This window comes from Streptomyces sp. NPDC016309 (assembly GCF_043077235.1).
Classification (GTDB): domain Bacteria; phylum Actinomycetota; class Actinomycetes; order Streptomycetales; family Streptomycetaceae; genus Streptomyces.
In genome coordinates this window covers 112,176-135,160 of record NZ_JBIBSG010000005.1, presented here as the reverse complement: position 1 = coordinate 135,160, position 22,985 = coordinate 112,176, and the positions used below count along the sequence as shown (strand labels likewise).

General features: G+C 68.6%; 24 protein-coding genes and 1 riboswitch. Of the genes, 8 read left to right on the top strand and 16 right to left on the bottom strand.

Features of this window, described 5'->3' with window-relative positions; all coding sequences use genetic code 11:
• The first annotated feature begins 130 nt into the window (after positions 1-130).
• Positions 131-604 carry a very short patch repair endonuclease gene (locus tag ACF068_RS14125; RefSeq protein WP_392274489.1) on the top strand — a complete coding sequence of 158 codons (474 nt, stop codon included), beginning with the start codon at positions 131-133 and terminating at the stop codon, positions 602-604.
• Here ACF068_RS14125 and ACF068_RS14120 read toward each other — a convergent pair.
• Together ACF068_RS14120 and ACF068_RS14115 are read right to left on the bottom strand one after the other, a co-directional pair.
• Positions 577-1,749: a DNA cytosine methyltransferase gene (locus ACF068_RS14120; protein WP_392274488.1), complete on the bottom strand. Its 1,173-nt coding sequence runs from the start codon at positions 1,747-1,749 to the stop codon at positions 577-579. The genes ACF068_RS14125 and ACF068_RS14120 overlap by 28 nt on opposite strands.
• Before the next feature lie 128 nt (positions 1,750-1,877).
• Positions 1,878-2,585: an HNH endonuclease gene (locus ACF068_RS14115; protein ID WP_392274487.1), complete on the bottom strand. Its 708-nt coding sequence runs from the start codon at positions 2,583-2,585 to the stop codon at positions 1,878-1,880.
• A 130-nt stretch (positions 2,586-2,715) separates the two neighbouring features.
• Here ACF068_RS14115 and ACF068_RS14110 point away from each other — a divergent pair, with 130 nt between their 5' ends.
• Positions 2,716-3,765: a DNA cytosine methyltransferase gene (locus tag ACF068_RS14110; RefSeq protein ID WP_392274486.1), complete on the top strand. Its 1,050-nt coding sequence runs from the start codon at positions 2,716-2,718 to the stop codon at positions 3,763-3,765.
• Here ACF068_RS14110 and ACF068_RS14105 read toward each other — a convergent pair.
• From ACF068_RS14105 to ACF068_RS14095, 3 genes are read right to left on the bottom strand one after another with little or no spacing between them, the layout of a single operon-like run.
• Positions 3,735-5,564 (bottom strand): DEAD/DEAH box helicase, encoded by a 1,830-nt coding sequence (locus ACF068_RS14105; protein ID WP_392274485.1) that lies wholly within the window; start codon positions 5,562-5,564, stop codon positions 3,735-3,737. The genes ACF068_RS14110 and ACF068_RS14105 overlap by 31 nt on opposite strands.
• A complete protein-coding gene (locus ACF068_RS14100; RefSeq protein WP_392274484.1) occupies positions 5,564-6,988 on the bottom strand; it encodes a hypothetical protein in 1,425 nt (474 codons plus the stop codon). Before ACF068_RS14100 ends, ACF068_RS14105 begins: the two co-directional genes overlap by 1 nt.
• Positions 6,989-7,007: 19 nt before the next feature.
• A complete protein-coding gene (locus tag ACF068_RS14095; RefSeq protein WP_392274483.1) occupies positions 7,008-7,583 on the bottom strand; it encodes a hypothetical protein in 576 nt (191 codons plus the stop codon).
• A gap of 327 nt (positions 7,584-7,910) precedes the next feature.
• On the opposite strand from ACF068_RS14095, the gene ACF068_RS14090 reads away from it, so the two are divergent.
• Positions 7,911-8,687: a hypothetical protein gene (locus ACF068_RS14090; RefSeq protein ID WP_392274482.1), complete on the top strand. Its 777-nt coding sequence runs from the start codon at positions 7,911-7,913 to the stop codon at positions 8,685-8,687.
• A gap of 138 nt (positions 8,688-8,825) precedes the next feature.
• On the opposite strand, the gene ACF068_RS14085 is transcribed toward ACF068_RS14090, so the two are convergent.
• A complete protein-coding gene (locus ACF068_RS14085; RefSeq protein WP_392274481.1) occupies positions 8,826-9,356 on the bottom strand; it encodes an ATP-binding protein in 531 nt (176 codons plus the stop codon).
• A 213-nt stretch (positions 9,357-9,569) separates the two neighbouring features.
• Between ACF068_RS14085 and ACF068_RS14080 the strand changes: the two genes are divergently transcribed.
• Positions 9,570-10,415, top strand: a complete 846-nt coding sequence (locus ACF068_RS14080) for a helix-turn-helix domain-containing protein (protein ID WP_392274480.1) — start codon at positions 9,570-9,572, stop codon at positions 10,413-10,415.
• Positions 10,415-10,615, top strand: coding sequence for a DUF397 domain-containing protein (locus tag ACF068_RS14075; protein WP_392274479.1), 201 nt, complete (start codon positions 10,415-10,417; stop codon positions 10,613-10,615). Before ACF068_RS14080 ends, ACF068_RS14075 begins: the two co-directional genes overlap by 1 nt.
• 555 nt (positions 10,616-11,170) lie before the next feature.
• Here ACF068_RS14075 and ACF068_RS14070 read toward each other — a convergent pair.
• Both ACF068_RS14070 and ACF068_RS14065 read right to left on the bottom strand, forming a co-directional pair.
• Positions 11,171-12,208, bottom strand: a complete 1,038-nt coding sequence (locus ACF068_RS14070; protein WP_392274478.1) for a hypothetical protein — start codon at positions 12,206-12,208, stop codon at positions 11,171-11,173.
• A 70-nt stretch (positions 12,209-12,278) separates the two neighbouring features.
• On the bottom strand, positions 12,279-12,875 hold the full coding sequence (locus ACF068_RS14065; RefSeq protein WP_392274477.1) for a hypothetical protein: 597 nt from the start codon (positions 12,873-12,875) through the stop codon (positions 12,279-12,281).
• Positions 12,876-13,082: 207 nt separating this feature from the next.
• Between ACF068_RS14065 and ACF068_RS14060 the strand changes: the two genes are divergently transcribed.
• Positions 13,083-13,280 (top strand): hypothetical protein, encoded by a 198-nt coding sequence (locus ACF068_RS14060; protein ID WP_392274476.1) that lies wholly within the window; start codon positions 13,083-13,085, stop codon positions 13,278-13,280.
• A 44-nt stretch (positions 13,281-13,324) separates the two neighbouring features.
• Positions 13,325-13,627: a hypothetical protein gene (locus ACF068_RS14055; RefSeq protein WP_392274865.1), complete on the top strand. Its 303-nt coding sequence runs from the start codon at positions 13,325-13,327 to the stop codon at positions 13,625-13,627.
• A gap of 143 nt (positions 13,628-13,770) precedes the next feature.
• Here the strand turns inward: ACF068_RS14055 and ACF068_RS14050 are convergent, their stop codons facing one another.
• From ACF068_RS14050 to ACF068_RS14030, 5 genes are all read right to left on the bottom strand, one after another.
• Entirely contained in the window at positions 13,771-15,060 is a 1,290-nt protein-coding gene (locus ACF068_RS14050) for a DUF445 domain-containing protein (RefSeq protein WP_392274475.1), read from the bottom strand.
• Positions 15,061-15,400: 340 nt separating this feature from the next.
• On the bottom strand, positions 15,401-16,021 hold the full coding sequence (locus ACF068_RS14045; RefSeq protein ID WP_392274474.1) for a DUF1707 domain-containing protein: 621 nt from the start codon (positions 16,019-16,021) through the stop codon (positions 15,401-15,403).
• A gap of 25 nt (positions 16,022-16,046) precedes the next feature.
• On the bottom strand, positions 16,047-17,012 hold the full coding sequence (locus ACF068_RS14040) for an ATP-binding cassette domain-containing protein (protein WP_392274473.1): 966 nt from the start codon (positions 17,010-17,012) through the stop codon (positions 16,047-16,049).
• A gap of 6 nt (positions 17,013-17,018) precedes the next feature.
• Positions 17,019-17,783, bottom strand: a complete 765-nt coding sequence (locus ACF068_RS14035) for an ABC transporter permease (protein ID WP_392274864.1) — start codon at positions 17,781-17,783, stop codon at positions 17,019-17,021.
• Positions 17,784-17,823: 40 nt separating this feature from the next.
• Entirely contained in the window at positions 17,824-18,624 is an 801-nt protein-coding gene (locus ACF068_RS14030) for an ABC transporter permease (protein ID WP_392274472.1), read from the bottom strand.
• Positions 18,625-18,885: 261 nt separating this feature from the next.
• Here ACF068_RS14030 and ACF068_RS14025 point away from each other — a divergent pair, with 261 nt between their 5' ends.
• On the top strand, positions 18,886-21,579 hold the full coding sequence (locus ACF068_RS14025) for a transglycosylase domain-containing protein (RefSeq protein WP_392274471.1): 2,694 nt from the start codon (positions 18,886-18,888) through the stop codon (positions 21,577-21,579).
• A gap of 95 nt (positions 21,580-21,674) precedes the next feature.
• Here ACF068_RS14025 and ACF068_RS14020 read toward each other — a convergent pair whose 3' ends face one another.
• The 3 genes from ACF068_RS14020 to ACF068_RS14010 form a co-directional block, all read right to left on the bottom strand.
• Positions 21,675-21,995 (bottom strand): DMT family transporter, encoded by a 321-nt coding sequence (locus tag ACF068_RS14020; protein ID WP_392274470.1) that lies wholly within the window; start codon positions 21,993-21,995, stop codon positions 21,675-21,677.
• Positions 21,996-22,033: 38 nt separating this feature from the next.
• Positions 22,034-22,099, bottom strand: a riboswitch (guanidine-III (ykkC-III) riboswitch).
• A 66-nt stretch (positions 22,100-22,165) separates the two neighbouring features.
• A complete protein-coding gene (locus tag ACF068_RS14015; protein WP_073750705.1) occupies positions 22,166-22,504 on the bottom strand; it encodes a co-chaperone GroES in 339 nt (112 codons plus the stop codon).
• A gap of 55 nt (positions 22,505-22,559) precedes the next feature.
• Entirely contained in the window at positions 22,560-22,880 is a 321-nt protein-coding gene (locus ACF068_RS14010; RefSeq protein WP_392274469.1) for a DUF3618 domain-containing protein, read from the bottom strand.
• Positions 22,881-22,985 lie beyond the last annotated feature (105 nt).

Genomic DNA, 22,985 nt, shown 5'->3' with positions numbered 1-22,985 from the left:
GTCTGCCGCCCGTGAGTGCATCCGGCTTCTGGAGAGGCAGTGAGCCCGGGGCGGCCGTGAAGGACGATGAAGTGATAGACACGCCGGGACTACGAAGTACCCAGGCGCAAGAGCACCATGAGGCGAGCTGATGTCAGACGAGTGGCACCCTCCTGCCGGGTCATGGGCGTCGTCTGCCGCACGACGTCGCAACATGCAGGCGATCCGCAGCAGAGACACGAAACCTGAGCAGCTGATCCGGCGGCTGGTCCATGCTCAGGGACTGCGGTACAGGGTCGCAGCCAAGCCCCTGCCAGACCTTCGCCGGACGGCTGACATGGTCTTCCGCCCGGCGAAGGTAGCTGTCTTCATCGATGGCTGCTATTGGCACGGGTGCCCTGAGCACTACGTCCCGCCTCGAACGAACCCTGGTTACTGGTCAGACAAAGTGGCTCGCAACATTGCGCGCGACCGCGACACTGACAGGCGCCTCCAGGAAGCAGGGTGGCTTGTCCTGCGATTCTGGGAACACATGCCGGCTGGCGAGTGCGTAACTGAAATCACCCGCGTCGTGAAAGAGCGGCGACGCGATGGCACTCAGAGCAGCGTCGGCAGGACAGCCTGAGATGCCTCCCAGGTCGTCCCATCCGGCTCAAGGTCACCGATGGGGGGCTCGAGTACGTCGCCGTCTCTCTGCAGCGCCTCTGCAATGGCTCGGCCAACAGCCTCAGCCACCGGCGGGGGAAAGGCATTACCGACCTGTCGGTAGCGGGCCGTCTTTCGGCCGGAGAACTTCCAGTTCTGACTGTCGGGAAATCCCTGGATAATAGCAGCCTGCTCAACCGTGAGCATGGGCCACTTTCCATCCCCTGGGTTGCCTAGATCCCGGGCAAGGTCGACTTCATGCTCGTCATTGGCAACACCCATGCCATTCACACCGAGCGCCGCCCAGGCCCTCTTAGCCCGCGTGGGACCCAGGTCTGCTCCGCCGTGCTTCTTTGAGCCTCCCACCAGGGTGGGCGCAACGCCGCCCTTGAGGGCCTCTTCCCACCAGCGTTCAAACCAGTCGGCTCGCCCTGCCTCCACAAAGCGGCGCTTCATCGTCTCTTCCAGGGCTTCCGCCACACTGCGCCGCCGACCATTCGGAGCAGGCCACGTGAATCCCCGGTAATGCTCCTTCTTGATAGCCACGAGAATAGCGCGCGGCCGCAATTGAGGGACCCCATAGTCTGCGGCCTCCAGGAGTCTCCAGCCGCAAATCACGTAACCAGAATCCCGAAGCTCCTGCTTAATTTCTTCCCGGTACCCGAAGAACTTGTCGCGGGGCTTAACCAGTCCCGCCACGTTCTCAATCATGACGGCACGAGGCTTTAGCGCATCAGCCAGCTCAAGCATAGTGGGGAAAAGGTCACGTTCGTCATCACGCCCCAGCTGCTTTCCAGCCACGGAGAAAGGAGGGCATGGGACGCCCCCTGCGAGAAGGTCGAGATCACCCTCCTCGATAGGGCGCTTCATCCGGGAATTGAATTTCGTCAGGTGTTCGACGGGATCGAAGTCTTTGACATCCATGTGAAGGACATCGCATTCTTCAGCAGCGGTCTTCCCCCACCGCTTTTCCTCAAGGACATTCAGTTCCAGCGTCGCGGCCGCATGTGCGTCGATCTCCACAAGCGCGAGATGGCGGAAACCGGCGTTGTGAAGACCGACGGCCTGCCCTCCCGCGCCTGCGCAGATCTCAATCGAGGTCAGCGGCTGACCGCTGGAACCCATGAGGACCCTCCTGGTGGTGCGACTACGCATGGCGATGAATCAGTCACAGAGAACCGCGACTGACAGCAGATATGCAAGTGTCGCATCTGACCGCCGTCTAGACCTCCACACCCACCGCATCCCCTGAATCAGCTGCGCATGAGGGCTTCCAGGTCGTGCTCCAGCTCTTCGCGGACGGCAGCAGACATCTGCCGGTACATGCCCCACGCCTTCTCCGCGGCACTTAGCGGTCGGCGGTCGGCTTTCATCCAGGCCAGCAGCTCACGCTTGCCCTGGACCGGCAGCTCCTTCATCTGGTCCCAGACCTGCTCCTTGGTCATCTGCACACCCGTAAGATGCCTCACCGTCTCATTGCAGCGGGCGCACTCGGTGATCAGGTCCTCTGCGTTCGCCCCGCTGCCCGACTTGTGCGGATTCACGTGACCGAGGGTCAGCCGCGCCCGAGTACCCGGCTCGTCTGCGTACCCCTCACCTGCAGTGACCCCGCAGCGTCGGCACATATGACCATCGCGCTCGTACACATAACGCCGGATCTTGGCACTGATCTGACGAAGGCCTGCCGCCCGGTGTTCGGGCTCCCAGACCGGGAGTCCGATCTTCTCCAGATAGAGCTGGTCAGGCAGGAGGCTCGGCTTGTCCCGATACGTCGAGATCACCCAACCTGCCGGACGCAGGTCCCGCATGCGGCGGTCCACTTGCTCAGCACCCTTGATCGCCTCACGGAGCCGGGCCTTGGAGAAGGTTCCGCCCTCACCCACTTCCTCGCGCAACCACAGGGCCACGCGGATGCGAGCACCAAGCGACTCATTTCTCCAGGTCATCCCCAGTTCGGACACAGTCCCGCCAATCGCTCACTTATTCGCAAGCTAGCCTCTTCGGGTGAAAAGACTAGCTTGCCGCCACTTGCCGCGGCAAGTGGCGGCAAGCTCCTGAGCATTCATCCGGCCTGTGAACGGAGCCCCTCGCATGCCCATTCCTCACCCCTCTCCTGGCCTCAGCGCCCCGGCCTGCGTGGAGCTCTGTGCTGGCGCCGGAGGTCAAGCTCTCGGCCTGGAAAGGGCTGGCTTCGCTCACACGCTGCTCGTCGAACTGGATGCTGACGCCTGCTGCACTCTCCTCATAAACCGGCCTGCCTGGAACGTCCTGCGGGCAGATATCCGGGCCGTGCGGCCAGAAGCCCTGCTTACCGACAGGCTGGAGGCCCCGGACCTCCTTGCCGCCGGCGTGCCCTGCCCACCGTTCTCGCTAGCGGGCAAGCAACTGGGTTGCGATGACGAGCGGGACCTCTTCCCCGCCGCGCTTGCACTCGCCCAGGAGCTCAAGCCGCGGGCAATCCTCATCGAAAACGTGAAGGGACTGATGCAGGAGAAGTTCCGGGAGTACCGGTCCGGCATCCTTCAGCAACTGAGAGACTGCGGTTACACCGCTGAATGGCGCTTGCTGAACGCCTGCGACTTCGGCGTGGCCCAGCTCCGCCCCCGTGCCGTGCTCGTCGCACTGCCGCCGAACACCTTCCCCCATTTCAGGTGGCCCGAGCCGAGCCCGCCTGCGGGCACCGCCCCGCTTGTCGGTGACGTCCTCCGCGCATCCATGGCGTCTGGCGGCTGGGAGCTCGCAGAATCGTGGGCTGTACAGGCACAACGGATCGCCCCCACACTGTGCGGCGGTTCCAGGAAGCATGGCGGGCCTGACCTCGGGCCATCCCGCGCGAGGCGTGTCTGGGCCGAGATGGGGGTGAACGGTGCCGGCGTCGCGGACGCCCCGCCGTCACCTGGGGATGCGCTGCCAGTCAAGCTCACCATTGCCCAGATGGCCCTGCTCCAGGGGTTCCCTCCGGACTGGGTCTTCGAGGGCCGCAAGACATCCGCCTACCGGCAAGTGGGCAACGCTTTCCCGCCGCCTGTGGCCCAGGCCGTAGGCAGAAGCATCATGGAGGCGTTGCTGCGGGCAGACGGTGTCCCCTCCGCCCGCACATCAGAGCATGCTCAACTCAGCGACGCAGGTGTCCCTATGTGACTAAGCAGCGCCTCCATGTCACTCGGCGCCAGTCCAGCCGCTACCGACGGCTCTTCCTCGAGGTCTGCGAGCTGCTGCACCGACGGATCATCGAGAATTTTTCCCATGAACTCGAGCTTCTGCTCTAGCCGGACCTTGACCACCTCGTCAATGGTGTTCCGGGCGACGAGCACAGTGGCCGTAGTATCCGTATCCGGAGCAAGTCCCAAGCGATGAATACGGTCCATGCTCTGGAGGAATCGACCAGCCATAAAGTCACGATCCACGTAGACCGCGTCATGGCACACCTGGTGGAGACTGATTCCCTCACCCAGGGTGGCAGGGTTGGAAATCAGCACCATGCAGTCGGGGTCTTCACGGAAGCGGCGCAACTGCTCTTCCCTATCCGGTGTCCCCCCGTAGACAACTGCGGGGCCAAACTTGCCGAACAGCTTCTCCAGAGTGGTAAGGCTTCTCACGAACGTGGTCCAGACGAGCGTTTTGCGGCCCCGCCCCGCGTTCTCCGCAACGATCAGGGCTGCCTCTTGGTATTTCGGAGACATCTCATGATCTGGCAGATTCTGCATGAGCGTGTACAGCGAGTTTCCCTCGGGGACATCCAGCGGCGGTAGCTGGTAGGCCAGCGGGTCGTGCCGGTTCGCTCCCTCAACGAGGAGCGCCGGACACACCGCAGCCATCAACAAGCGCAGGGCGGTCCTGCCCAGGGAACTGAGGTCCTCCCGGGCCGTACCGCTGCCTTCGCCACCGACCAACGAGGTGTAGATCTCCTCATGCAGGGGCGGCAGATCCACATAGCGCATCTGGATCGACATCGGCGGCAGTCCCAGTTCTTGCTTGGTGGTCCGCGTGAACAACGGCCGCAAGACGGAGCTGGCGTAGGCGAGGTCACCGCCAGCCACAGCCCTGGAGACGGTCCTCTGGCCGTGCCCAGGCCAGACGAAGCCGAGGAGATTCTCCAGGTCTTTGGCTCCGTTCGGGGCAGGCGTCCCTGTAAGAATCAGGCGTCGCCTTGCGAGTGGTCCGAGCGCCATACACGCGGCACCGTACGTCCCACGCGCACCGAGCTTCATACGGTGAGCCTCATCAAGGATGATCATCGATGTGCCGGCCTGGAGCCAGGCCGACAGCATTGTGAGCGACCGGTCCAACCGCTCATAGTTGACGATCAGGACCTCGGCCCACTGATCGTATGACCTATCCAGAACATCTGGCCGCAGAGGGTGCCTGAAGCACACAGCGCTCTCGTACTGCCACGACTCGTAGGCCGACTTGGGGCACACAACGAGCAGTCGGCTGACCTCTCCCCTCGCTTTCTGCGCGGCATAGAGCGCCAGGCCCACGCGAGTTTTGCCCGCACCGGGGACGCTGAAGTTGGCTCCATGCCGAAGTGACAGCAGTTTGGCGAGGTCTCGCCTCTGGAAGTCGCTGAGGTCGCCCTTCCACTCCTCGCCGAGCAAGAAGGGCACATCGTCAGGCGAAATCTCTCCGTGGTGCTCTGGTGAGCTCAGTCGCTGCTCAACAACCTGAGCGTCCTGTGACACACCCATGACGAGCTCTTGCAGCGACGCAGACCACTCCACGCTCTGTGGTTGCGGCCAGGCCAGGAGGGCACTCAGCCCGCCTAGCAGGTCGTTCAGCTCAACGACTGCAACAAGACGGCCAAGCTGCCCGCCCGAACGGAACCGGGCGGCCAACTGCACGAGGTCGTTGCTGTACCTATCCGTTGTCCGAAGGACCACCTTCGTACGCGTCTCGTCGAAGTCCAGGCGAAGCGAGGGCTCCTGGTACGCCTCTGTCATCAGGACGCCTCCAGGGCGACGGCCTCAAGCAGCCAGGCAACGCCGTCGCCATGGTGCGCCGATCCACGGCCAGCCTGCTGAGCAAGCCGGCGAAGGCTCTCCCGGAGCTTCAGCACAGCCTCGTCAAAGGTCTCCTCGTCAAGGCTCCGCGATGCACGGGCCTGCACGAGCTCGACAACACACTGGTCGATGTCGGCACATGCGTCAGCGAGCCGGGCAGGTGCCATCTGCTTGCGCTTCCTCAGACGGGCGTCACGACCAGCAGCGTCGATCGCCTTGTCAAACGCCTCCTTAGCGCCATGGAAGACGTTCTGGGCCTCGCGCTTGTCCTGCTCTGCAACCGCTGGGCCGACGGCTACGGCCGTAGCTTTGGCCCGGAGCACTCGGTCGTTGAGTGCGCGAGCAGCCGCTACGGATGACGTGGTCCCTGGGATCGTCACCCCTACGAGTCCCGGCACAGCTACAACCTCTGGCTCCACCGTCGGCGCACTCAGGCCCTCGGGAAGGCTGCGTGCCAGGTACTCGTCATGGAAGCCTTCGTCGACGTGACGAACGTCAGTCTTTGAAAAGCCGAGGACGATCGCGGCCATGCGAAGCTCCTTCAGCACGTCCGCCCGGTCGGGCTCGACAGCTGCGAGTTTCTCGTACGCCCGGTGCAGTTCCTTGAGCTTCTCCTGGTGGTCCTCAAAGTCCACCAGTCGGAGCTCGACACCTCCGCCGCTCTTGCTGCGATTGATCTGATCGCGGATCGTGCTGAGAATCCAGCGCTCCTGGTGATACGTCGCCTCCCGGATGCGGAAGTCCTTCGCGATGGCGGCAGGAGTGCGTCCGAGAGCCGCTTGCTCTTCCATGGCGAGCAGACGGTTGATGTACGAGTAGCCACGGCGATGGTCGAGGCGAAGCTGAAGGGCAAGCTCAACTGCGTTGATGTCCGACCACGTGAACGACTCGGGCAGGACAGCCACACGCATCGTCTGCTGGCCGAGCTCGCGAAAGGCTGCCCGCCGCGTGTTCCCGTTCACCAGGATCCCCTGATGAGTGATCAGCCCTGGATCGTTCTGCCCGAACTGGTGCAGGCTTTCCTTCAGCTTGTCGAAGGCCGGATCCCGCCGATCGGGGTTGGCTGGGTCGCCCTGGAGCAGATGCTGAAGGTACTCCTGGCTCTCGCTATCCCACGGGTCCTTGCTGAGGATCTCGTCCTTGGCGGGGTTGAGGCTGCGCTGCGCTCTGACGCGATGGGTTCCCGGGTTGTAGTAGAGAGACGCGACTGGGAAGTCGATCACTTCGCAGTGGAGCGGCTGGCCGTTCCAGTCAACAGTCACGGTCTCCCTGGTGCCACCAGAGGTCCTCACGTCATCCAGGCGCCGCTTCACCAGCTCGCTGAACTCGTCAGCGCGCGGCGGAGGTGGGTACTCCTGCATCATCGGTCTCTGCATCTCCTCGTCAGCTGCTGGGTTGCTGGTTCTCGCCGTACACGGCGTCCCGGATGGTGCTGCGGCTTTCCTCGGGCAGCGTGCGGTACAGACCCCAGAGCCTTTCGAGTGGGCTCGGCTCACGGCGATCAGCCTTCAGCCAGCCGGCGAACACCTCGCGCTCCAGGTCCGAGAGCTTCTCGAGAGTGCTCAGAAATCCGGCCAGGTCAACGGTGTGTCCCTTGCTGCCATTCCGGCACCGGCTGCACTCGGTGACGAGCTTGGTCTGCGTCGTACCATCAGGCATGAGGACCTGGCGCCGCGCCACCTCAAGCTGGGCGCCCTGACCGCCGTCTGCGTATGACTCGCCGGCGCCGACACCACACGACCGGCAGAGAAAACCGTCGTCGAACATCACCTTGCTGCGTTGGGCATCGGTGAGGCTCGCCTTCTCCTTGGGAGCCTTCGAATGGCCAGGAATCCACACCGGGGCGCCGATCTTCACGAGCCGCTGTTCATCTGCGTTGAGCGTCGGGTCGTGGCGGTTGGTGTCGATCTGCCAGCCGCGGTCACGAAGATCTCGTACGCGCCGGTCGATCTGTGCCACGTTGGGGAAGGCTGCACGCAGTTCTGCCTTCGTGAACTTGCCCCCTACGCCCACGTTGTCTCGCAGCCACAGCCCTGCCCGGACCATACTCCCCGGCTCCCTTGCCACCGTGTGACCTCCACTCAATGCATGCAGTACACGCCATGGACAACGCGTACGGGAGCCGCGCGAAGGCACCCGCCGCATGGCACGCCCCGGTGATTCCGGGGGTGGTGATCCATTGAGCGCAGGTGAGGTGGCTGGGGTCTACCCGAATCGCATCTTGCGCACGATGTAGTCAACCGCCCATGAGGCACAATGATGTGACTGCACATCACAGGAGCGGTCATGACAGCAAAGGCCCTGGAAGGGCGGATCAGCGCGGAGCTTCCACCAGGGCGGCGTGACCTTGCCGTCGCGCTCTCGACGCTCTACCGGCTCGTGTCCGTGGCTACGCTCGAGGAGGCTGCAGAGCTCCTCGCCAGCAAGGAATGGCGCAAGGATCCAAGCGAAATCTCTCGGTACTGCCGGGGCAGGCGGGTGCCGCCCTGGGGCTTCATCGAGGCGCTTCACTCTCTGGCCGTCGAAAGGGCGGGGTCTCAGGCAGTCGCGTACACGCTGGTGCAACTGCGAGCGCTTCATCATGCCGCGGAGCCAAGGATCTGCGGCACATGCACTCCCATGAGGCGGGAACTCGAACGGCTACGGCACGAGAACAGCCGGCTCCTTGCCAGCGTGCCGTCCCCATTAGGTCGAGCGGCGGGCGGCACCGGAGCGAGTGCGCCTCTGTTGCCGGTCCCCCTCCCGGCGGGGGACCGGCAACAGACTGCGCGAGACATAGCTGCGGCCCGGCAGCTTGCCGCCACGGCCCTTGACCTTCTCGGCAAAGGCCAGATCAGCCACGCACTCTCGTGGCTCCAGGACGCATCATCGGCATTAAGCCCTCTGGAGAGCGCGGCTTCCATCGCGCTTCTCCGCGAGGAGCAGGAGCAACTCGCCAATGCGGCCATCAGCATTCACGGGCGTCGACGGAACACTGAAGAGATCATCCGCATAGCGCTGCAGCTGCACGAGTACGGCCTGCCTGATGACGCCGGCGCTCTGTTGCGTGCGGCAGCCGGATAGGCGCCGACGAGGCCCCCACCAGGCCTCGTCGGCTATGCCGCCTCGTTCTCTGCGTCGAAGTGCATCTGCGCGCGGTCGAGGATGTCGTCCGGGTCGCCGCCTTGCGCCGCCAGCCAGTGAAGAAGGTCCGCAATGATGTCAGTAGCCGACTCCTCCAGTACGGCATAGGTGGGGACGACCGCTGAGCCCGGTACCCGCAACCCTCCGGTATTCATCCAGCAGCACTGCGGCCCGCTGAACCCTGAGGCATTGGCGAGCCTGCACCAGGGAGATCTCACACCACACCGCCTTGCCTGTGGCCGTGAGCAGCGTGCCCCAGTCGAGGCTCATTTCCGACAGCAGGTGAAGGCCGCGACCACACTCTGCGAGACCACCGCCCAGCTCAGTCGTGAGAGTGGGCACCGCGTGGCTCGTGTCATGGAGTTCCACGCGCAGCCGGTCATTACGCGGCTCCAGGATGAGGGTCGCCGGCACACCTAGGCCCACATGTTTGAGCACGTTGGTCGCGAGTTCCGTCACAACTAGTTCCGCCTCTTCAGCCACCGCGGGCACTCCCCAGTGTTCAAGCATCGTGCGCACACTGCGCCGCAGCGGCGGCAGTTCCGCGGGCACAGCCTCGAAGGGCAGTACGCAGCGAAGCCCAGTTCCGCTGTCCTCGTAGAAGGTCATAGCGAGACTCCTCCCCTGGCCACGACAGCGCTTGACTCACCGTTTCCGAACGGCCACGCTGCGTAGCGTCCTGTGAAGCGAGTATGGCGTGAGAACTCTCACCGTGTAACTTCTCAGAGCGAACCGTTCGGGTGAACCCGTCGAGACACTGCCGAGTGGCTGCATAGCCTGGTGCCATCGCCGTTAGCGACTACGAAACGGAGCGCCGCCGCCTTGCCATCGAGGACCACCACCCGTCGTCGGCAACTCGGTGTCACGATGCGCAAGTTGCGCGCTCGCGCCGGGATGACCTTGGAAGACGCTGGCCGACTGGTCGGTGTATCGAAGGCCACCGTCAGCCGATACGAGACACAAGCTGGGCCAGTGAAGTGGCCTATCGTGGATGCCCTATGCCGCGAGTACGGAGCAAATGAGGCGGAACGGCACGCCGTTGTATCGCTGGCCAAGGACGCTAAGCAGCAAGGCTGGTGGAGTTCCTTCGCCGATTCCATCCCGGAGACCATGAACCTGCTGCTTACGCTGGAGGACGAGGCCGTACGGGAGGACCACTTCGCATGTGTGTACGTACCCGGCCTTCTCCAGACTCGTAGCTACAGCACCGCGCTGCAGCAGGCCAACGAGCTGAGACTGGAACAAGATGAGGTCAACCGGCTCGTCAACATCCGGATGAAGCGCCAGGAACTCCTGACAGGCCCCAGGCCTCCGCACCTGTGGGCAATTCTCGATGAGTCGGTCCTACGCCGCGTCGTCGGCTCAGCCGAAATCATGAAGGACCAGCTCGGCCGTCTCCTAGAGGCCAACGAGTCACCGCACATCACCCTGCAGGTGCTGCCCTTCTCCAAGGGCGCACACGCAGCGGCTCTCGGTAGCTTTGTGATCCTCGGCGCCTCTGAGCCGTCGCTCGATGTCGTGTACGTCGACCTCCATACGGGCTCACTGCTCATGGAAACTGAGGAGGAACTGAGCCGATACCGACTTGCGTTCGACTACCTTCGCGCTCAAGCGTTGGATATGGAGACCTCTTCTTCCGTGATCCGCCGCATCCGCAAGGAGCTTTAATGCCTGCATACCGGCCGCTCGCCTCGGACGACGCCTGGTTCAAGTCGTCGTACAGCGGTGCCAACACCACTGAGTGCGTCGAGTGCGCCCGAGCAATCGACGCCACTCTCGTCCGCGACTCGACGCGTCCGGACGGTCCCGTTATTTCCATAAGCAACAGCACATGGCGGGAGTTTTTGGGCGTCCTCAAAGACCACTGAAGCGCATCGGCGACGGCAGAGGCAGCCGCACGGAGTCCGCTGAGTCACGTGTTCCAGCGAGAGTGCTTGACCTGGGGGAAAGTCACTCCTCGTGAGGGTTCAAGTGCATCCAGCGGCCTCCGCCCTGACTCCTCATCTCCGCACCCTCATAGGGTTGCTGGCGAGGAGGTGCTTCGGCCGAGCGAGTTTTGATACTGGTCACCACAACAGCTTGAGGGTGCACCTCGTAGCTGACAGCTAGCCGGTACCGATCATCGGACCGCCAGACCCCGTGCCGAACGGCGTCTTGGGCCACGCTCAGCATGGCGCTGCCCACTTGGGCCTTGCAGCCTTTGGACAGGGCATCGAACTGGGCACGAGCGGTCTCTTTAAAAATCAGATCTCGGATCACGCAATCCCCCACACACGCGGCATGCGCCCAGTGAAGGGCGCAAGTGAACGATAATGCAAGAAACCTCCCTATGTGGCCGAATGGCTCAGGACGTCTGGGAATGCGCGCCGTCAGGGCAAGAGCCCGAAACTCGCTGCATGAGACTTTAGAGAGCGTCAGGGACTTCAGAGACACCCCACCCTCACCCAAGCCGCAGCTCCCACCGCCGCCTGAACGTCGGTCGGCCCGGGTGACGAAGGGCATCGGCCGGCCAGTGAGGGTGGGCGGCGGCGAGCTTGGTGGCGAGTTCGTGGGACAGGGTGGCGCGCTTGGCCGCACCCCGGCCCAGCTCCGGCTGGTCCAGCTGGAACGCGCGGAGCCAGGCTGGCCGGCATCGGGAGTCCGTCGATCCGGGTCGTGCGGATCACGGCCTCCCAGTCCTTGTCGTACGCCGCCCAGGACAAAGGCTCCCGGCTGGCCAAAACGGTCAGTCCGCCGTGGAGCTGGCCCAACAGGTCGCGCAGCCAGACGTCGGACCCGTAGCCGCGACCGCCCGGCAAGGGGGTGGTGAGCATGGCCTCGTAGGCGTCGACGAAGAGGACGTAGGGTCGCTCCTCGGCCGATTGGCGCAACTCCTCCGCGAACAGGTACGACACCGCGTGCCCCAGCTCGGCGTTCGACAGGCCGTCCAGCTCTTGGAGCGTGGGGTCGGTCTCGATCCGCTGGCGGCGCCGGCGGTTGGCCACCGCCCGGCCGGTGAGCCGGACCAGCCCGGCGGCCGTCCCGAAGACCGGTACCCCCATGGCCTCGTCGAGGATCTTCGACAGCACCTCGCTGTCCTCGGCGAAGGGCGTGTTCTTCCGGTCCATCTGGAGTTGTGGGTGGACGCGCTGCCAGAGGACGGCGTAGGCGATGTCGAACCGGTCGAACCGCACACCCTGCGCCCCGAACTCCGTACGGAGGACGGCCAATGCGTCCTCCTGCTGCCGCAGCGTGGGGAGTTGCAGGTCGAGGCGGGCGGTGCGGCACGTGTCCGGGGTACGGTCGCGCAGTTCCTGGAGAAGGCGCGACTTGCCGATGCCCCCGACCCCGACGACGTTCAGGATCCTCAGCCGGTCCGTGATGTCGCGTAATTCCTCGTCGTACAGGGCGAGTAACCCTTCACGATTGAAGAACTGCCGCTGCAACGCGGACACTCGCCGGTATCGCGGCCTGATCGGCATGGCGGCTCCCCCTGGTACCCCGACGCCACGAGCCGAGGCTGCCCATCGGGACGGCGGGCCGCGAGGGGGATCAGTCGGCGGCGGCTTGTAAGAGGGCGAGTACGACCGGGGTGTGGGGGAGTTGGGCCGCGGTGATTTCGGTGCGGAGGTCGGCGGGGCGGCAGAGGGCGTGGTGGGCGAGGTCGGTGACCAGGGTGGTGGCGGTGTCGGGGGTGAGGTGCGGGACGGCGTCGGTGACGGCTCGGGCCGGGGGTGCGCAGGCCAGGCCGTCGACGGGGACGCGGCGGGTGGGGCGGTGGGTGGGGCGGACGCGGGTGTAGGCGTGGCCCCGGGGGGCCGTGCGGTGGGTGACCAGGACGTCGACCTCGGCGGTGGCGGGGGCCGACGGCAGGCCGTACAGGGCGAGGGCGGCCGGGCCGGTGAGGAGGGCGTCGGGGCCGGCGTACAGGAGGGCGCCGCGGAGGCGTTGGCGGGGGGTGGGGGCGGTGGTCTGGAGCGTGACCACCCGGGGCAGGAGGCGGCGCCAGGGGCCGGCGGGGCGGCAGTGGGCGGCGATCACGGAGGAGGCGCAGCCCAGGTCCATGAGCTGGTGGACGGTGGCGACGCCGTCCTGGGCGACCACGAGCGGGTCGGTGGCGAGGAGCTGCGGCGGGATGGGGGTCGGCATGCGCGGTTCGTGCCCGCGGGGGGCGGGTGGCTACCCGCGGGACGGCCGTCCGTTACGGGATGGTGGCAGGAAGGGTCCTGCACATCCGGCGGTACGCCGGCCCCGCGGCCGTGTCGGCGGGGCGGCGCGCGCGTTGGAGCACGGCGGCGGGGTGTGCGTGCGCCGCCCCGCAGCCACGAACATCACCGAACGACAGGTGGACACCCCATGATCCGTCCGACGGGCCCGCTGCTGATCGGCCTCCTGTGCTCCGTCGCCGGGGCGCTGCTCGTGAGGGGCGTGACGCTGCTCCTCCCCGACGTACCGGAAGGGGCCGCCCTCGGCATGGTGCTCGGGGTCTCCGTCGCCCTGGGCTGCGGGGTGTACGCGCGCACCCGCCGCGGCCGTCCCCGGCCGCCGCGTTAGCCTCGGGCGGAGGCATGTCGTACGACGAAGGGCAGGCGACGGAGATGGCAAGGGTTCCGGCAACGGTGGTGGCGGCGGGCGGGCTCGTCGGCGGGTACGCCGTGGCGCGGTGGACGAAGAAGCGGCCGCTCGGCGGGGTGGCGCTGGCGGCGGCCGGCGCCGTGGCCGCGCGGGAGTGGAAGCAGCGCAGCGGCGGGAAGGCCGCGGCGGGGCTCACCGCGGCGTACGTGGCGGCCTTCGCCGGCTCGCACCCGCTGGCCAAGAAGGTGGGGGCGTGGCCCGCGGTGTTCTCGGTGGCCGGGGGCATGGCGGCGGCGTCCTGGGCGGTCAGCCGGAAGAGCGGTTGAACACCCGCGCCCCGGCGCACGTATAGAACAGCACCTCCCCACAGTGGCTGGGCGGGTGACCGGTCGGGCAGGGGCCGGTCCCCCGCCCGGCACGTCCCCCACGAGCGGGGGAGGGACGCGCCCGGGCCGGACGGCCGGCGGGGTCAGCCGCCCAGGGCGTGCGACACGGTGTAGATCAGCAGGCCGGCCAGGGCGCCGACGACCGTGCCGTTGATGCGGATGAACTGGAGGTCGCGGCCGATGTGCGCCTCGATCTTCTTCGACGTCTGGTCGGCGTCCCAGCTCGCGACCGTGTCGCTGATCAGCGAGGTGATCTCGGCGCGGTAGGTGGTGACCACGTACACCGCCGCGTCCTCGACCCAGCCGTCGACCTTGGCCTGGAGGCGGCCGTCGGTGGCCAGCCGGTTGCCGAGCTTGAGGAGGGAGGCGCGGGCGCGCAGGCGCAGCTCGCTGCGCTCGTCCTCGGCCGCCGAGATGATCATGGCGCGTACGGAGGCCCACGCCGAGGCGATGATGTCCTGCACCTCCGGCCGGGCCACCAGGTCGGACTTGAGGCGCTCCACCCGGCTCCGGGTGTCCGTGTCGCCCTGGAGGTCGGCCGAGAAGTCCGTGAGGAACCGGTCGAGGGCGCCGCGCGCCGGGTGGCCGGGCATGTCCCGCATCTCGGTGACGAACCGCAGCAGCTCCTTGTAGACGCGCTCGCCGACTTTCCGGTCCACGAACCGTGGCGTCCAGCCGGGCGCCCCGCCCTGCACCGCCTCCATGATCGAGTCGGCGTGCAGGACGAGCCAGTCGTGGGCCCGGTTGCAGACCAGGTCGACCGCCCCGCGGTGGGCCCCGTCGGCGACGACCCGTTCCAGGGCCTTGCCGAGCCCGGGGGCGATCTCCGCCGCCTCGGCCCTCCGGGTGACGGCCTCGCCCACCACCGCCTGGACGTCCGCGTCCCGGAGGACGGTCAGCGCGCCGCGCAGCGCTGTCGACAGCTCGGCGGTGACCCGGTCGGCGTGTTCGGGCTCGGCCAGCCAGGCGCCGAGGCGGCTGCTGATGCCGAGGGCGTGGAGCCGGCCGCGGACGACGCCCTCGGAGAGGAAGTTCTCGCCGACGAAGGAGCCGAGCGAGGCGCCGAGCTGGTCCTTCTTGGTGGGGATGATCGCCGTGTGCGGGATGGGCAGGCCCATGGGGCGGCGGAACAGCGCGGTCACCGCGAACCAGTCCGCCAGCGCGCCCACCATGCCGGCCTCCGCGGCGGCGGCGACGTAACCGGGCCAGCCGGTGACGCCGGAGTTCCCGGCCCAGGTGGCCAGGACGTAGATCAGCGCGACCAGCAGCAGCAGGCTGGTCGCCGTGATCTTCATCCGGCGCACGCCCCTGCGCTTCTCCTCGTCCGCGGCCGTGTACGAGAAGGCGACCAGCGGCGTCTTCGTATGGTTCATCCGGTTCCACCCGTCCCCGCGCATGCGTACCTCAGTCCCTACCTCAGGTACTCCTCAGCCGCACGGCGAGTTCCCGCCCGCACGGGCCGGCACACCCGGACGGTCACGCCCCTGACGACACACCGGGCCCTGGAGGGCGGGTGGCCGGGCCGCTGCGGGCGGGTTGGCTGGGCGGCCTGCCGGGCCGCTGCGGGCGGGGGCCGGGGCCGCTGGCGGAAGCCGGGCCCCGGCCGGGATGCGGGCCGAGACCGGCGGGAGCCCGGCGCGCCGGGCCGAGACCCGCCGGGACCCCGGCGCGGCGGGTGGACCGGCCAGGAGCCCGGCCATGAGCCCCCGCCGGTCACTTCCCGAGCTGCTTGCGGGCCGCCTTCCGCTCCTTGCGCTTCACGTCCACCCCGCCCATCAGCGCGAACCCGGTGACCCGGACGCGCGGCGAGCCGGGCGTGCCCCCGCCCGAGCCCCGGTCGTCGAAGCCGCCCATGAAGCCGAAGCCGGTGACCTCCACGTGCAGCTCGGGCGGGACGACCACCTGGATGCCCCCCATGACGGCGAAGCAGCGGATGACGACCTCCCGGTCCTCGAAGTCCGCCTCCCGCAGGTCGATGTCGCCGCCGGCCTGGAGGACGGCCGCGGTGAAGCGGCGCGCGACGGTCCACCTGCCGCGGCGCCCGAAGCCGCTCCAGAAGGCGAAGGCACCCCTGGAGGTGGCGGGCTTCCCGATCCGGGCCGGCCAGTTCCCGTCCGAGGCCCCGGCACGGGTCGCCCCGTCCCCGACCGCCTGCGGCAGGTCGCGCACGAGCGGGACCAACTCGCCGTGCGTACGCGCCTTGTACGCCAGGTCGAGACGCTCCTCGAACTCCGCCATGTCCAGGCGGCCCTCCGCCACCGCGTCCCGCAGCCGCTCCGCGATCCGCTCGCGGTCGGCGTCCGAGGCCCGCATCTCGGGCAGTTCGCTCGTCATACGAACAGACTAGTGCGGGGTGCGGTCACCGGCCCGTTGATCGTTCGGCATACATCTTGGCGATCACCGTCTCGATGTCCGGCTCCCGCACCGACAGGTCCACCAGCGGGTACTCGGCGGCGATCCGCGCCACCAGCGGGGCGGCCGAGCGGGCGGCGGGGAAGGCCAGCCACTGACGCGGGCCGTCCACCCTCACCACCCGGGCGCCGTCGGCGGAGATGGGGGGCAGCTCCCGCTCCAGGTCCACGACCAGGGTGCGCTCGCTCTCGCCCACCTCGTGCAGCCCGCCCAGGGGCCCGTCGTACATCAGCCGCCCGTGGTCGATGACCATCACGCGCTTGCAGAGCTGCTCGATGTCGGTGAGGTCGTGCGTGGTGAGGAGCACCGTCGTGCCGCGCTCGGCGTTCAGGTCCCGGAGGAAGTCACGCACCTTGGCCTTGGAGATGACGTCCAGGCCGATCGTCGGCTCGTCCAGGTAGAGGACCTCGGGGTCGTGCAGCAGCGCGGCCGCGATGTCGCCCCGCATCCGCTGCCCCAGGGAGAGCTGACGGACCGGCACCTCCAGCAGGTCGGCCAGGTCGAGCAGTTCGACGCACCGCTCCAGGTTCTCCCGGAAGCGGGCGTCGGGGATCTGGTACATCCGGTGGACCAGACGGTACGAGTCCCGCAGCGGCAGGTCCCACCACAGCGTCGTCCGCTGCCCGAACACCACCCCGATGCGGCGCGCCAGCCGGGTCCTGTCCCGGGAGGGGTCGATGCCGGCCACCCGCAGCCGGCCGCCGCTGGGGGTGAGGATGCCGGTCAGCATCTTGATGGTGGTCGACTTGCCGGCCCCGTTGGGCCCGATGTAGCCCACCATCTCGCCGCGCGGCACCCGGAAGCTGATTCCGTCGACCGCGCGGACCCGGTGCCGCTCCCGTCGGAAGCGGCCGGCCTTGCGGCGTACGTCGAAGACCTTCTCGACGCCGTCCAGTGCGATGAAGTCCTGCATCCCTGCTCAGCTCCCCGTGCTCCGGTACGAACGAACCCCCACCCGCCACGCCAGCCCCGCCACCACCCAGAACACCGCCGCCACCAGCGGCGAGGCGAACACCGCCCACACCGGCAGGCCCGCCGGTGCCTCGCGCCCCAGCACGTACAGTGCCGGGACCCAGTTCACGAAGGCGAGCGGCACCACGTACACCACGCCCCGGACCAGGTCCTGGGCGAAGATCACCGGCGGGAACTGGAGCAGGTTGTTGCCCCCGTAGGTGAAGGCGTTGGCGACCTCCGAGGCGTCCTGCGCCCAGAACTGGAACGCCGCGCCCATCACCATCACCGCCGAGAAGATCAGCCATCCGCTCAGCACCATCAGGGGCACCAGGGCCACCCGTGCCGGGGTCCAGGCCACGTCGAGGAGGACCAGCGACCACACCAGCACCATCAGCCCCTGCGCCACCCGCCCCAGGCGCCGCAGCGCGAACCGGTCCGCCGCCACCTGCGCCAGCACGGGCGCCGGCCGCACCAGCAGCGTGTCCAGCGTCCCGTCCCGCACCCGCCGCCCCAGCCGCTGCACCTGACCGAGCACCAGATCCGCCAGTCCGAAGGCCGTGCCGGTCGTCCCGTACAGGAAGGCCACCTCGGCGAACGAGAAGCCGCCCAGCCCGCGGACCTGGCTGAACATCAGCAGGATGACCACGAAGTCGAAGCCGGTGGCCACGAAGTTCGACAGCAGCGTCATCGCGAAGGAGAAGCGGTACGTCATGGTGGACCGCACCCACATCGCGGCGATCAGCCCGTACGCGCGCAGCCCCGCGCCCGCCTCAGCCACCCTGGACCACCACCCGCCGGGTCGCCGCCGCCTGGAGCACCCGGCCCGCCGCCAGCAGCACCAGCGCCCAGCCGGCCTGGAACGCGTACGCCCCCATCAGCCCCCATCCCGTCCGCTTCTCCAGGAACACGTCCGCCGGGACCTGGAGAAGCGACGCCCACGGCAGCGCCCGCGCCACCTCGCCCAGTGCCCCGGGGAAAACCGTCAGCGGCAGCAGCATCCCCGAGAAGAACATCCCCGACAGCCAGGCCACCTGCACCACCCCGGCCCCGTCCATCAGCCAGAACGCGCTCAGCGCCACCAGGAACCAGACGGCGAAGCTCACCACCACACCCAGCGCCACCGACACCAGGAAGGCGAGCCAGGTCCACGGGTGTTCCGGCAGGGCCAGGTCGAAGACGAGCGCGCCGACCGCCATCGGCGCCACCCCCCGGCCCAGCAGTTGGAAGCCGGCCCGGCCCAGGGAGACCGACAGCCACCAGAGCTGGAGGTCCGCCGGGCGGTAGAGGTCGACGGCGATGTCGCCCGTCTTGACCCGCTCCATCAGCTCGTCCTCGAACCCGCCGCCCATCAGCCCGCAGGTCGCCAGCAGGGCCTGGCCGATCCACACGTAGGCCAGCGCCTCGGCCATGTCGTACCCGCCGAGACCGGGTCGCTCGTCCCACAGGGCGATGTAGGTGTACGTCAGGATGAAGCCGAAGACGGTGTTGGTGAACACCCCGGCGGCGGTCGCCACCCGGTACGTCGCGTAGCGCCGGAACCCGCCCGCCGCCACGGCCGCGTACAGCCGCATCCCCTGCTCCCTCCCGCGTCCCCGGTACGGCCGCGTCCGGTACGCGTGCGTCGGGTCCGCCCCCGTCCGGTACGCGCCGCGTACGCGTCCGGCACATACCTGCCCACGTCCCGGCACGCGCCAAAGCCGAGGAGCCTAATGGGCCCCGATGCATGTCCGCGAGCGGTTTTCGGCTGCCGTTGCCGGGGTTGGGCGGGTGGGCCGTGCACTATGAAGGGACTGCGCAAATCGCCCCATAATCGACTAAACAGGCCGGAGACCATGAGCGACGAGCCACCGCAGCCGGGCTGGGAGCCCCGCGACCCGACCGTTCCCGGGCGAGGCCCCGACACCCCCGCCCGGCCGGCCGGGCAGACCGACCACGGCGACGGGAGCACCCCGGACGCGCGGAACGCCCGGAAAGCCACGGGCTCAGCAGGACCCACCGGGGCGGCGGGAGCCGACGACACGCAGGGGGCCGAGGGTGCCCGGGCGGCCGAGGCGGCCGGCACCAGGAGCGCCGCGAGGGACGGGAAGCCCGGCACCAAGGGCGCCGCGCGGTCCGGCAGAACCGCGCGATCCGGCAGAACCGCGCGGTCCGGGAAGAACGCACCGGACGGGAAGGCCGGCACCGCCGCACCGGGCGGCAGGACCGCACCGGACGGGAAGCCCGGGAAGACCGCGCCGGGCGGGAAGCCGGGGAAGAACGGGAAGGCGGCGCGGAGGAAGCGCACCGGCTGGCGCCGCCTCCTGCCGACCTGGCGGATGGTCCTGGGCGCCTCGCTCATCACCGCCGTCCTGCTGCTCGGCGGCTTCTTCGCCGGCTACCACCTCGTCGACATCCCGCCCGCCAACGCCGCCGCCACGGCCCAGTCGAACGTGTTCCTCTACCGCGACGGCACCCCGCTCGCCCAGAAGGGTGACGTGAACCGCGAGAACGTACGCCTCTCGCAGGTCCCCGCCACCGTGCGGCACGCCGTACTCGCCGCCGAGGACCGCGACTTCTACTCCCAGCCCGGCGTCGACCCCGAGGCGATGCTCCGCGCCGCCTGGAACACCCTCACCGGCAAGGGCACCCAGGGCGGTTCCACCATCACCCAGCAGTACGTCAAGAACTACTACCTCGGCCAGGAACAGACCCTCGTCCGGAAGGTGAAGGAGTTCTTCATCTCCATCAAGCTCGACCGGGAGAAGAGCAAGGACGCCATCTTCCAGGGCTACCTCAACACCAGCTTCTACGGCCGCAACGCCTACGGGATCCAGGCCGCCGCCCGCGCCTACTACGGCAAGGACGCCCAGGAACTGACGACCGCCCAGGGCGCGTACCTCGCCGTCCTGCTCAACGCGCCCAGCGCCTACGACGTCGACGGCCGGCCCGAGAACCGCGCCAAGGCGGTCCGCCGCTGGAACTACGTCCTGGACGCCATGGTCGAGGAGAAGTGGCTCAGCCCCGCCGCGCGCGGCGCCACCGACTTCCCCGACCCGGAGGAGGTCACCGCCACGACCGGCCTGTCCGGCCAGCGCGGCTACATCGTGCAGGCCGTCGAGGACTACCTCACCGCCCGCCACGTCATCGACCGCAAGACCCTGGCCCAGGGCGGCTACCGCATCACCACCACCCTGGAGCAGGACAAGCAGGAGTCCCTCGCGGCGGCCGTCGACGAACAGGTCGTGGCCCGCCTCGACACCTCCAACGAGACGGACCGCTACGTACGGGTCGGCGGGGTGTCCATCGAGCCCGCCGCCGGCGAGGTCGTCGCCATGTACGGCGGCATCGACTACACCCAGCAGTTCGTGAACAACGCGACCCGCCGCGACTACCAGGTCGGCTCCACCTTCAAGCCGTTCGTCTTCGCCGCCGCCGTCGACCACTCCTCCGTCACCCAGGACGGCGACCCCATCACCCCCAACACCCGGTACGACGGCACCAACAAACGCCGGGTGCAGGGCTGGAGCGGCGGCCCGTACGCGCCGGCCAACGAGGACGACGTCGACTACGGTCCCATCAGCGTCCGCACCGCCACCGACAAGTCCGTCAACGCCGTCTACGCGCAGCTCGCCGTGGACGTCGGCCCGGCCAAGGTGGAACAGACCGCCATCGACCTGGGCCTGCCCGCCGACACGCCCGACCTCAACCCGTCCCCCTCCATCGCGCTCGGCCCCGCCACCGCGAGCGTGCTGGACATGGCGCAGGCGTACGCGACCCTCGCCAACCACGGCAAGCACGGCGCGTACGTGCTCGTGCGGAAGATCGAGAAGGACGGGCGGGAGCTGCCGCTGCCGTCCTCCGGCAGCAAGCAGGTGATCAGCAGGGAGGCCGCCGACACGACCACGGCCATGCTGCGCAGCGTCATCGACGGCGGCACCGGCACCGCCGCGCAGGCGGCCGGGCGGCCGGCCGCGGGCAAGACCGGGACGGCGGAGGACGACAAGGCCGCCTGGTTCGCCGGCTACACCCCGGACCTGGCGACGGTGGTCACCGTGATGGGCCAGGACCCGGACACCGGGGCGCAGAAGCCGCTGTACGGGGCGCTGGGGCTGGAACGGATGAACGGGGGCGGGGCGCCCGCGGAGATCTGGGGCCAGTACACGCGGGCGGCACTGGAGGGCAGTCCGGTACGGGACTTCGACCTGGTCCTGGCCAAGGGCGCGGACGAGGAACCGGAGGAGGAGCCCTGGTCCTCGGAGCCGGGCGACCCCGAGGAGGTACGGGACGCGAACGGCCGGGAGGCGGGCCGGGGCCGGGAGGAGGAGGACGGGTACGACGGGTACGAGGGGTACGAGGGCCCCGGCGCGCCGGGCGGCGACCGGGGCGCGGCGCGGGGCACCGGCGGGCCGGGCCCCGCGCGGAGCGGCGCGGCGGTGAGCACCGGCCCGGCACCCGGCACGAACGCCGCCGCCGTGGACCCGGCCCCCGCCCCGGTCACCCCCGCCGGTCCCCCGGGCGGTCCGGGCGCCGCACCCCCCGCCCGCTGAGCCCCCGGGCCCGGCGGGCACCGGGGCACCGGTTCCGCGCCGGCCCGGGACGGCCATGCGCCCGGGGCCGCCCGGGAAGGGCTTGCGGACATGACCTAGTGCCCCGACGTCGCCTTCAGGCCCACGACGGCGACGAGCAGCAGGCAGACGAAGAAGATCCGCGCGGCGGTGACCGGCTCGCCCAGCACCACCATGCCGACGACCGCCGCGCCGGCCGCGCCGATGCCGACCCAGACGCCGTAGGCGGTGCCGATCGGCAGCGTTCTGGCGGCCTGGGACAGCAGGGCCATGCTGGCCACGATGGCGGCGCCGGTGAGCAGGCTGGGCCACAGCCGGGTGAATCCGTCGGTGAACTTCATTCCGATCGACCAGCCCACCTCGAGCAGGCCGGCGACGATCAGCAGGACCCATGCCATGACGGCACCTCCGGGACGCGAAGACGTACGGACAACGGGGTGCGTCGTCCTTGCGTGACCCGGTACGGCGCGTCTCGTCGGGGGTCCCTCCATGCTGGCACAGCGCATGCACAAAGGCCTGGTGACGTCCGCCACCAGGCCTTTTCCGCACGCGCGTGTCGAACGCCGCCCTACAGGTACAGGCCGGTCGAGTCCTCCGAGCCCCCGAAACGGTCCGCCGCGACCGCGTGCAGGTCGCGTTCCCTCATCAGTACGTACGCCACGCCCCGCACCTCGACCTCGGCACGGTCCTCGGGGTCGTACAGCACCCGGTCGCCGGTCTCCACGGTCCGTACGTTCTGTCCGACCGCGACGACCTCGGCCCAGGCGAGCCGGCGGCCGACGGCGGCGGTCGCGGGGATCAGGATGCCGCCGCCCGAACGCCTCTCGCCCTCGGGCGTGTCGGTGCGGACCAGCACCCGGTCGTGCAGCATCCGGATGGGCAGCTTGTCGTGGGTGTTCTCGCTCACGCCACGAACCTACCTGCCCGGCCCCGTCCCGCACGCCGGTGGGTCACGACTCGCGTCAGCCCTTGCGCCTGCGGGCGGACAGGGCGAGCAGCCCGACCACACCGACGGCGAGCAGCGCCACCGGTACGACCCGTTCCAGCCGGGGCGCGCCGTCCTCCGAGACGAACCGTCCCTTCACATCGGTGACGACGCGGTTGACGGTGACGAAGGCGCGTCCGGCGGTCTGGTCGACCGTCGACGCCACCCTGGCCTTCGCGTCCCCGATGATCGTCTTCGGGTGCATGCGCACGCCGATCTCGTCGAGAGTGACGGCGAGCTGCTCGCGTCGGCGGACGATGTCCGCCTCGATCTGCGCAGGGGTCCTGGCTTCCGACACCGCGCTGCCTCCGTAGGTCCGGCCGAATCCGTGGTGGACAGTCTGTCAGCTCGGGACCCGGATGACTGTCGCAGACCCCCATTAGGCTCTGAACGCGTACGAGCA

Bases quoted from the DNA above. Each gene is read 5' to 3' on its own strand.
- ACF068_RS14075 (WP_392274479.1), top strand. From the start codon at position 10,415: ATGCCTGCATACCGGCCGCTCGCCTCGGACGACGCCTGGTTCAAGTCG.
- ACF068_RS14090 (WP_392274482.1), top strand. From the start codon at position 7,911: ATGACAGCAAAGGCCCTGGAAGGGCGGATCAGCGCGGAGCTTCCACCA.
- ACF068_RS14065 (WP_392274477.1), bottom strand. From the start codon at position 12,875: ATGCCGACCCCCATCCCGCCGCAGCTCCTCGCCACCGACCCGCTCGTG.
- ACF068_RS14085 (WP_392274481.1), bottom strand. From the start codon at position 9,356: ATGACCTTCTACGAGGACAGCGGAACTGGGCTTCGCTGCGTACTGCCC.
- ACF068_RS14040 (WP_392274473.1), bottom strand. From the start codon at position 17,012: ATGCAGGACTTCATCGCACTGGACGGCGTCGAGAAGGTCTTCGACGTA.
- ACF068_RS14060 (WP_392274476.1), top strand. From the start codon at position 13,083: ATGATCCGTCCGACGGGCCCGCTGCTGATCGGCCTCCTGTGCTCCGTC.
- ACF068_RS14035 (WP_392274864.1), bottom strand. From the start codon at position 17,783: ATGTGGGTGCGGTCCACCATGACGTACCGCTTCTCCTTCGCGATGACG.
- ACF068_RS14055 (WP_392274865.1), top strand. From the start codon at position 13,325: ATGGCAAGGGTTCCGGCAACGGTGGTGGCGGCGGGCGGGCTCGTCGGC.
- ACF068_RS14100 (WP_392274484.1), bottom strand. From the start codon at position 6,988: ATGATGCAGGAGTACCCACCTCCGCCGCGCGCTGACGAGTTCAGCGAG.
- ACF068_RS14050 (WP_392274475.1), bottom strand. From the start codon at position 15,060: ATGAACCATACGAAGACGCCGCTGGTCGCCTTCTCGTACACGGCCGCG.
- ACF068_RS14045 (WP_392274474.1), bottom strand. From the start codon at position 16,021: ATGACGAGCGAACTGCCCGAGATGCGGGCCTCGGACGCCGACCGCGAG.
- ACF068_RS14070 (WP_392274478.1), bottom strand. From the start codon at position 12,208: ATGCCGATCAGGCCGCGATACCGGCGAGTGTCCGCGTTGCAGCGGCAG.
- ACF068_RS14120 (WP_392274488.1), bottom strand. From the start codon at position 1,749: ATGGGTTCCAGCGGTCAGCCGCTGACCTCGATTGAGATCTGCGCAGGC.
- ACF068_RS14105 (WP_392274485.1), bottom strand. From the start codon at position 5,564: ATGACAGAGGCGTACCAGGAGCCCTCGCTTCGCCTGGACTTCGACGAG.
- ACF068_RS14025 (WP_392274471.1), top strand. From the start codon at position 18,886: ATGAGCGACGAGCCACCGCAGCCGGGCTGGGAGCCCCGCGACCCGACC.
- ACF068_RS14110 (WP_392274486.1), top strand. From the start codon at position 2,716: ATGCCCATTCCTCACCCCTCTCCTGGCCTCAGCGCCCCGGCCTGCGTG.
- ACF068_RS14125 (WP_392274489.1), top strand. From the start codon at position 131: ATGTCAGACGAGTGGCACCCTCCTGCCGGGTCATGGGCGTCGTCTGCC.
- ACF068_RS14020 (WP_392274470.1), bottom strand. From the start codon at position 21,995: ATGGCATGGGTCCTGCTGATCGTCGCCGGCCTGCTCGAGGTGGGCTGG.
- ACF068_RS14030 (WP_392274472.1), bottom strand. From the start codon at position 18,624: ATGCGGCTGTACGCGGCCGTGGCGGCGGGCGGGTTCCGGCGCTACGCG.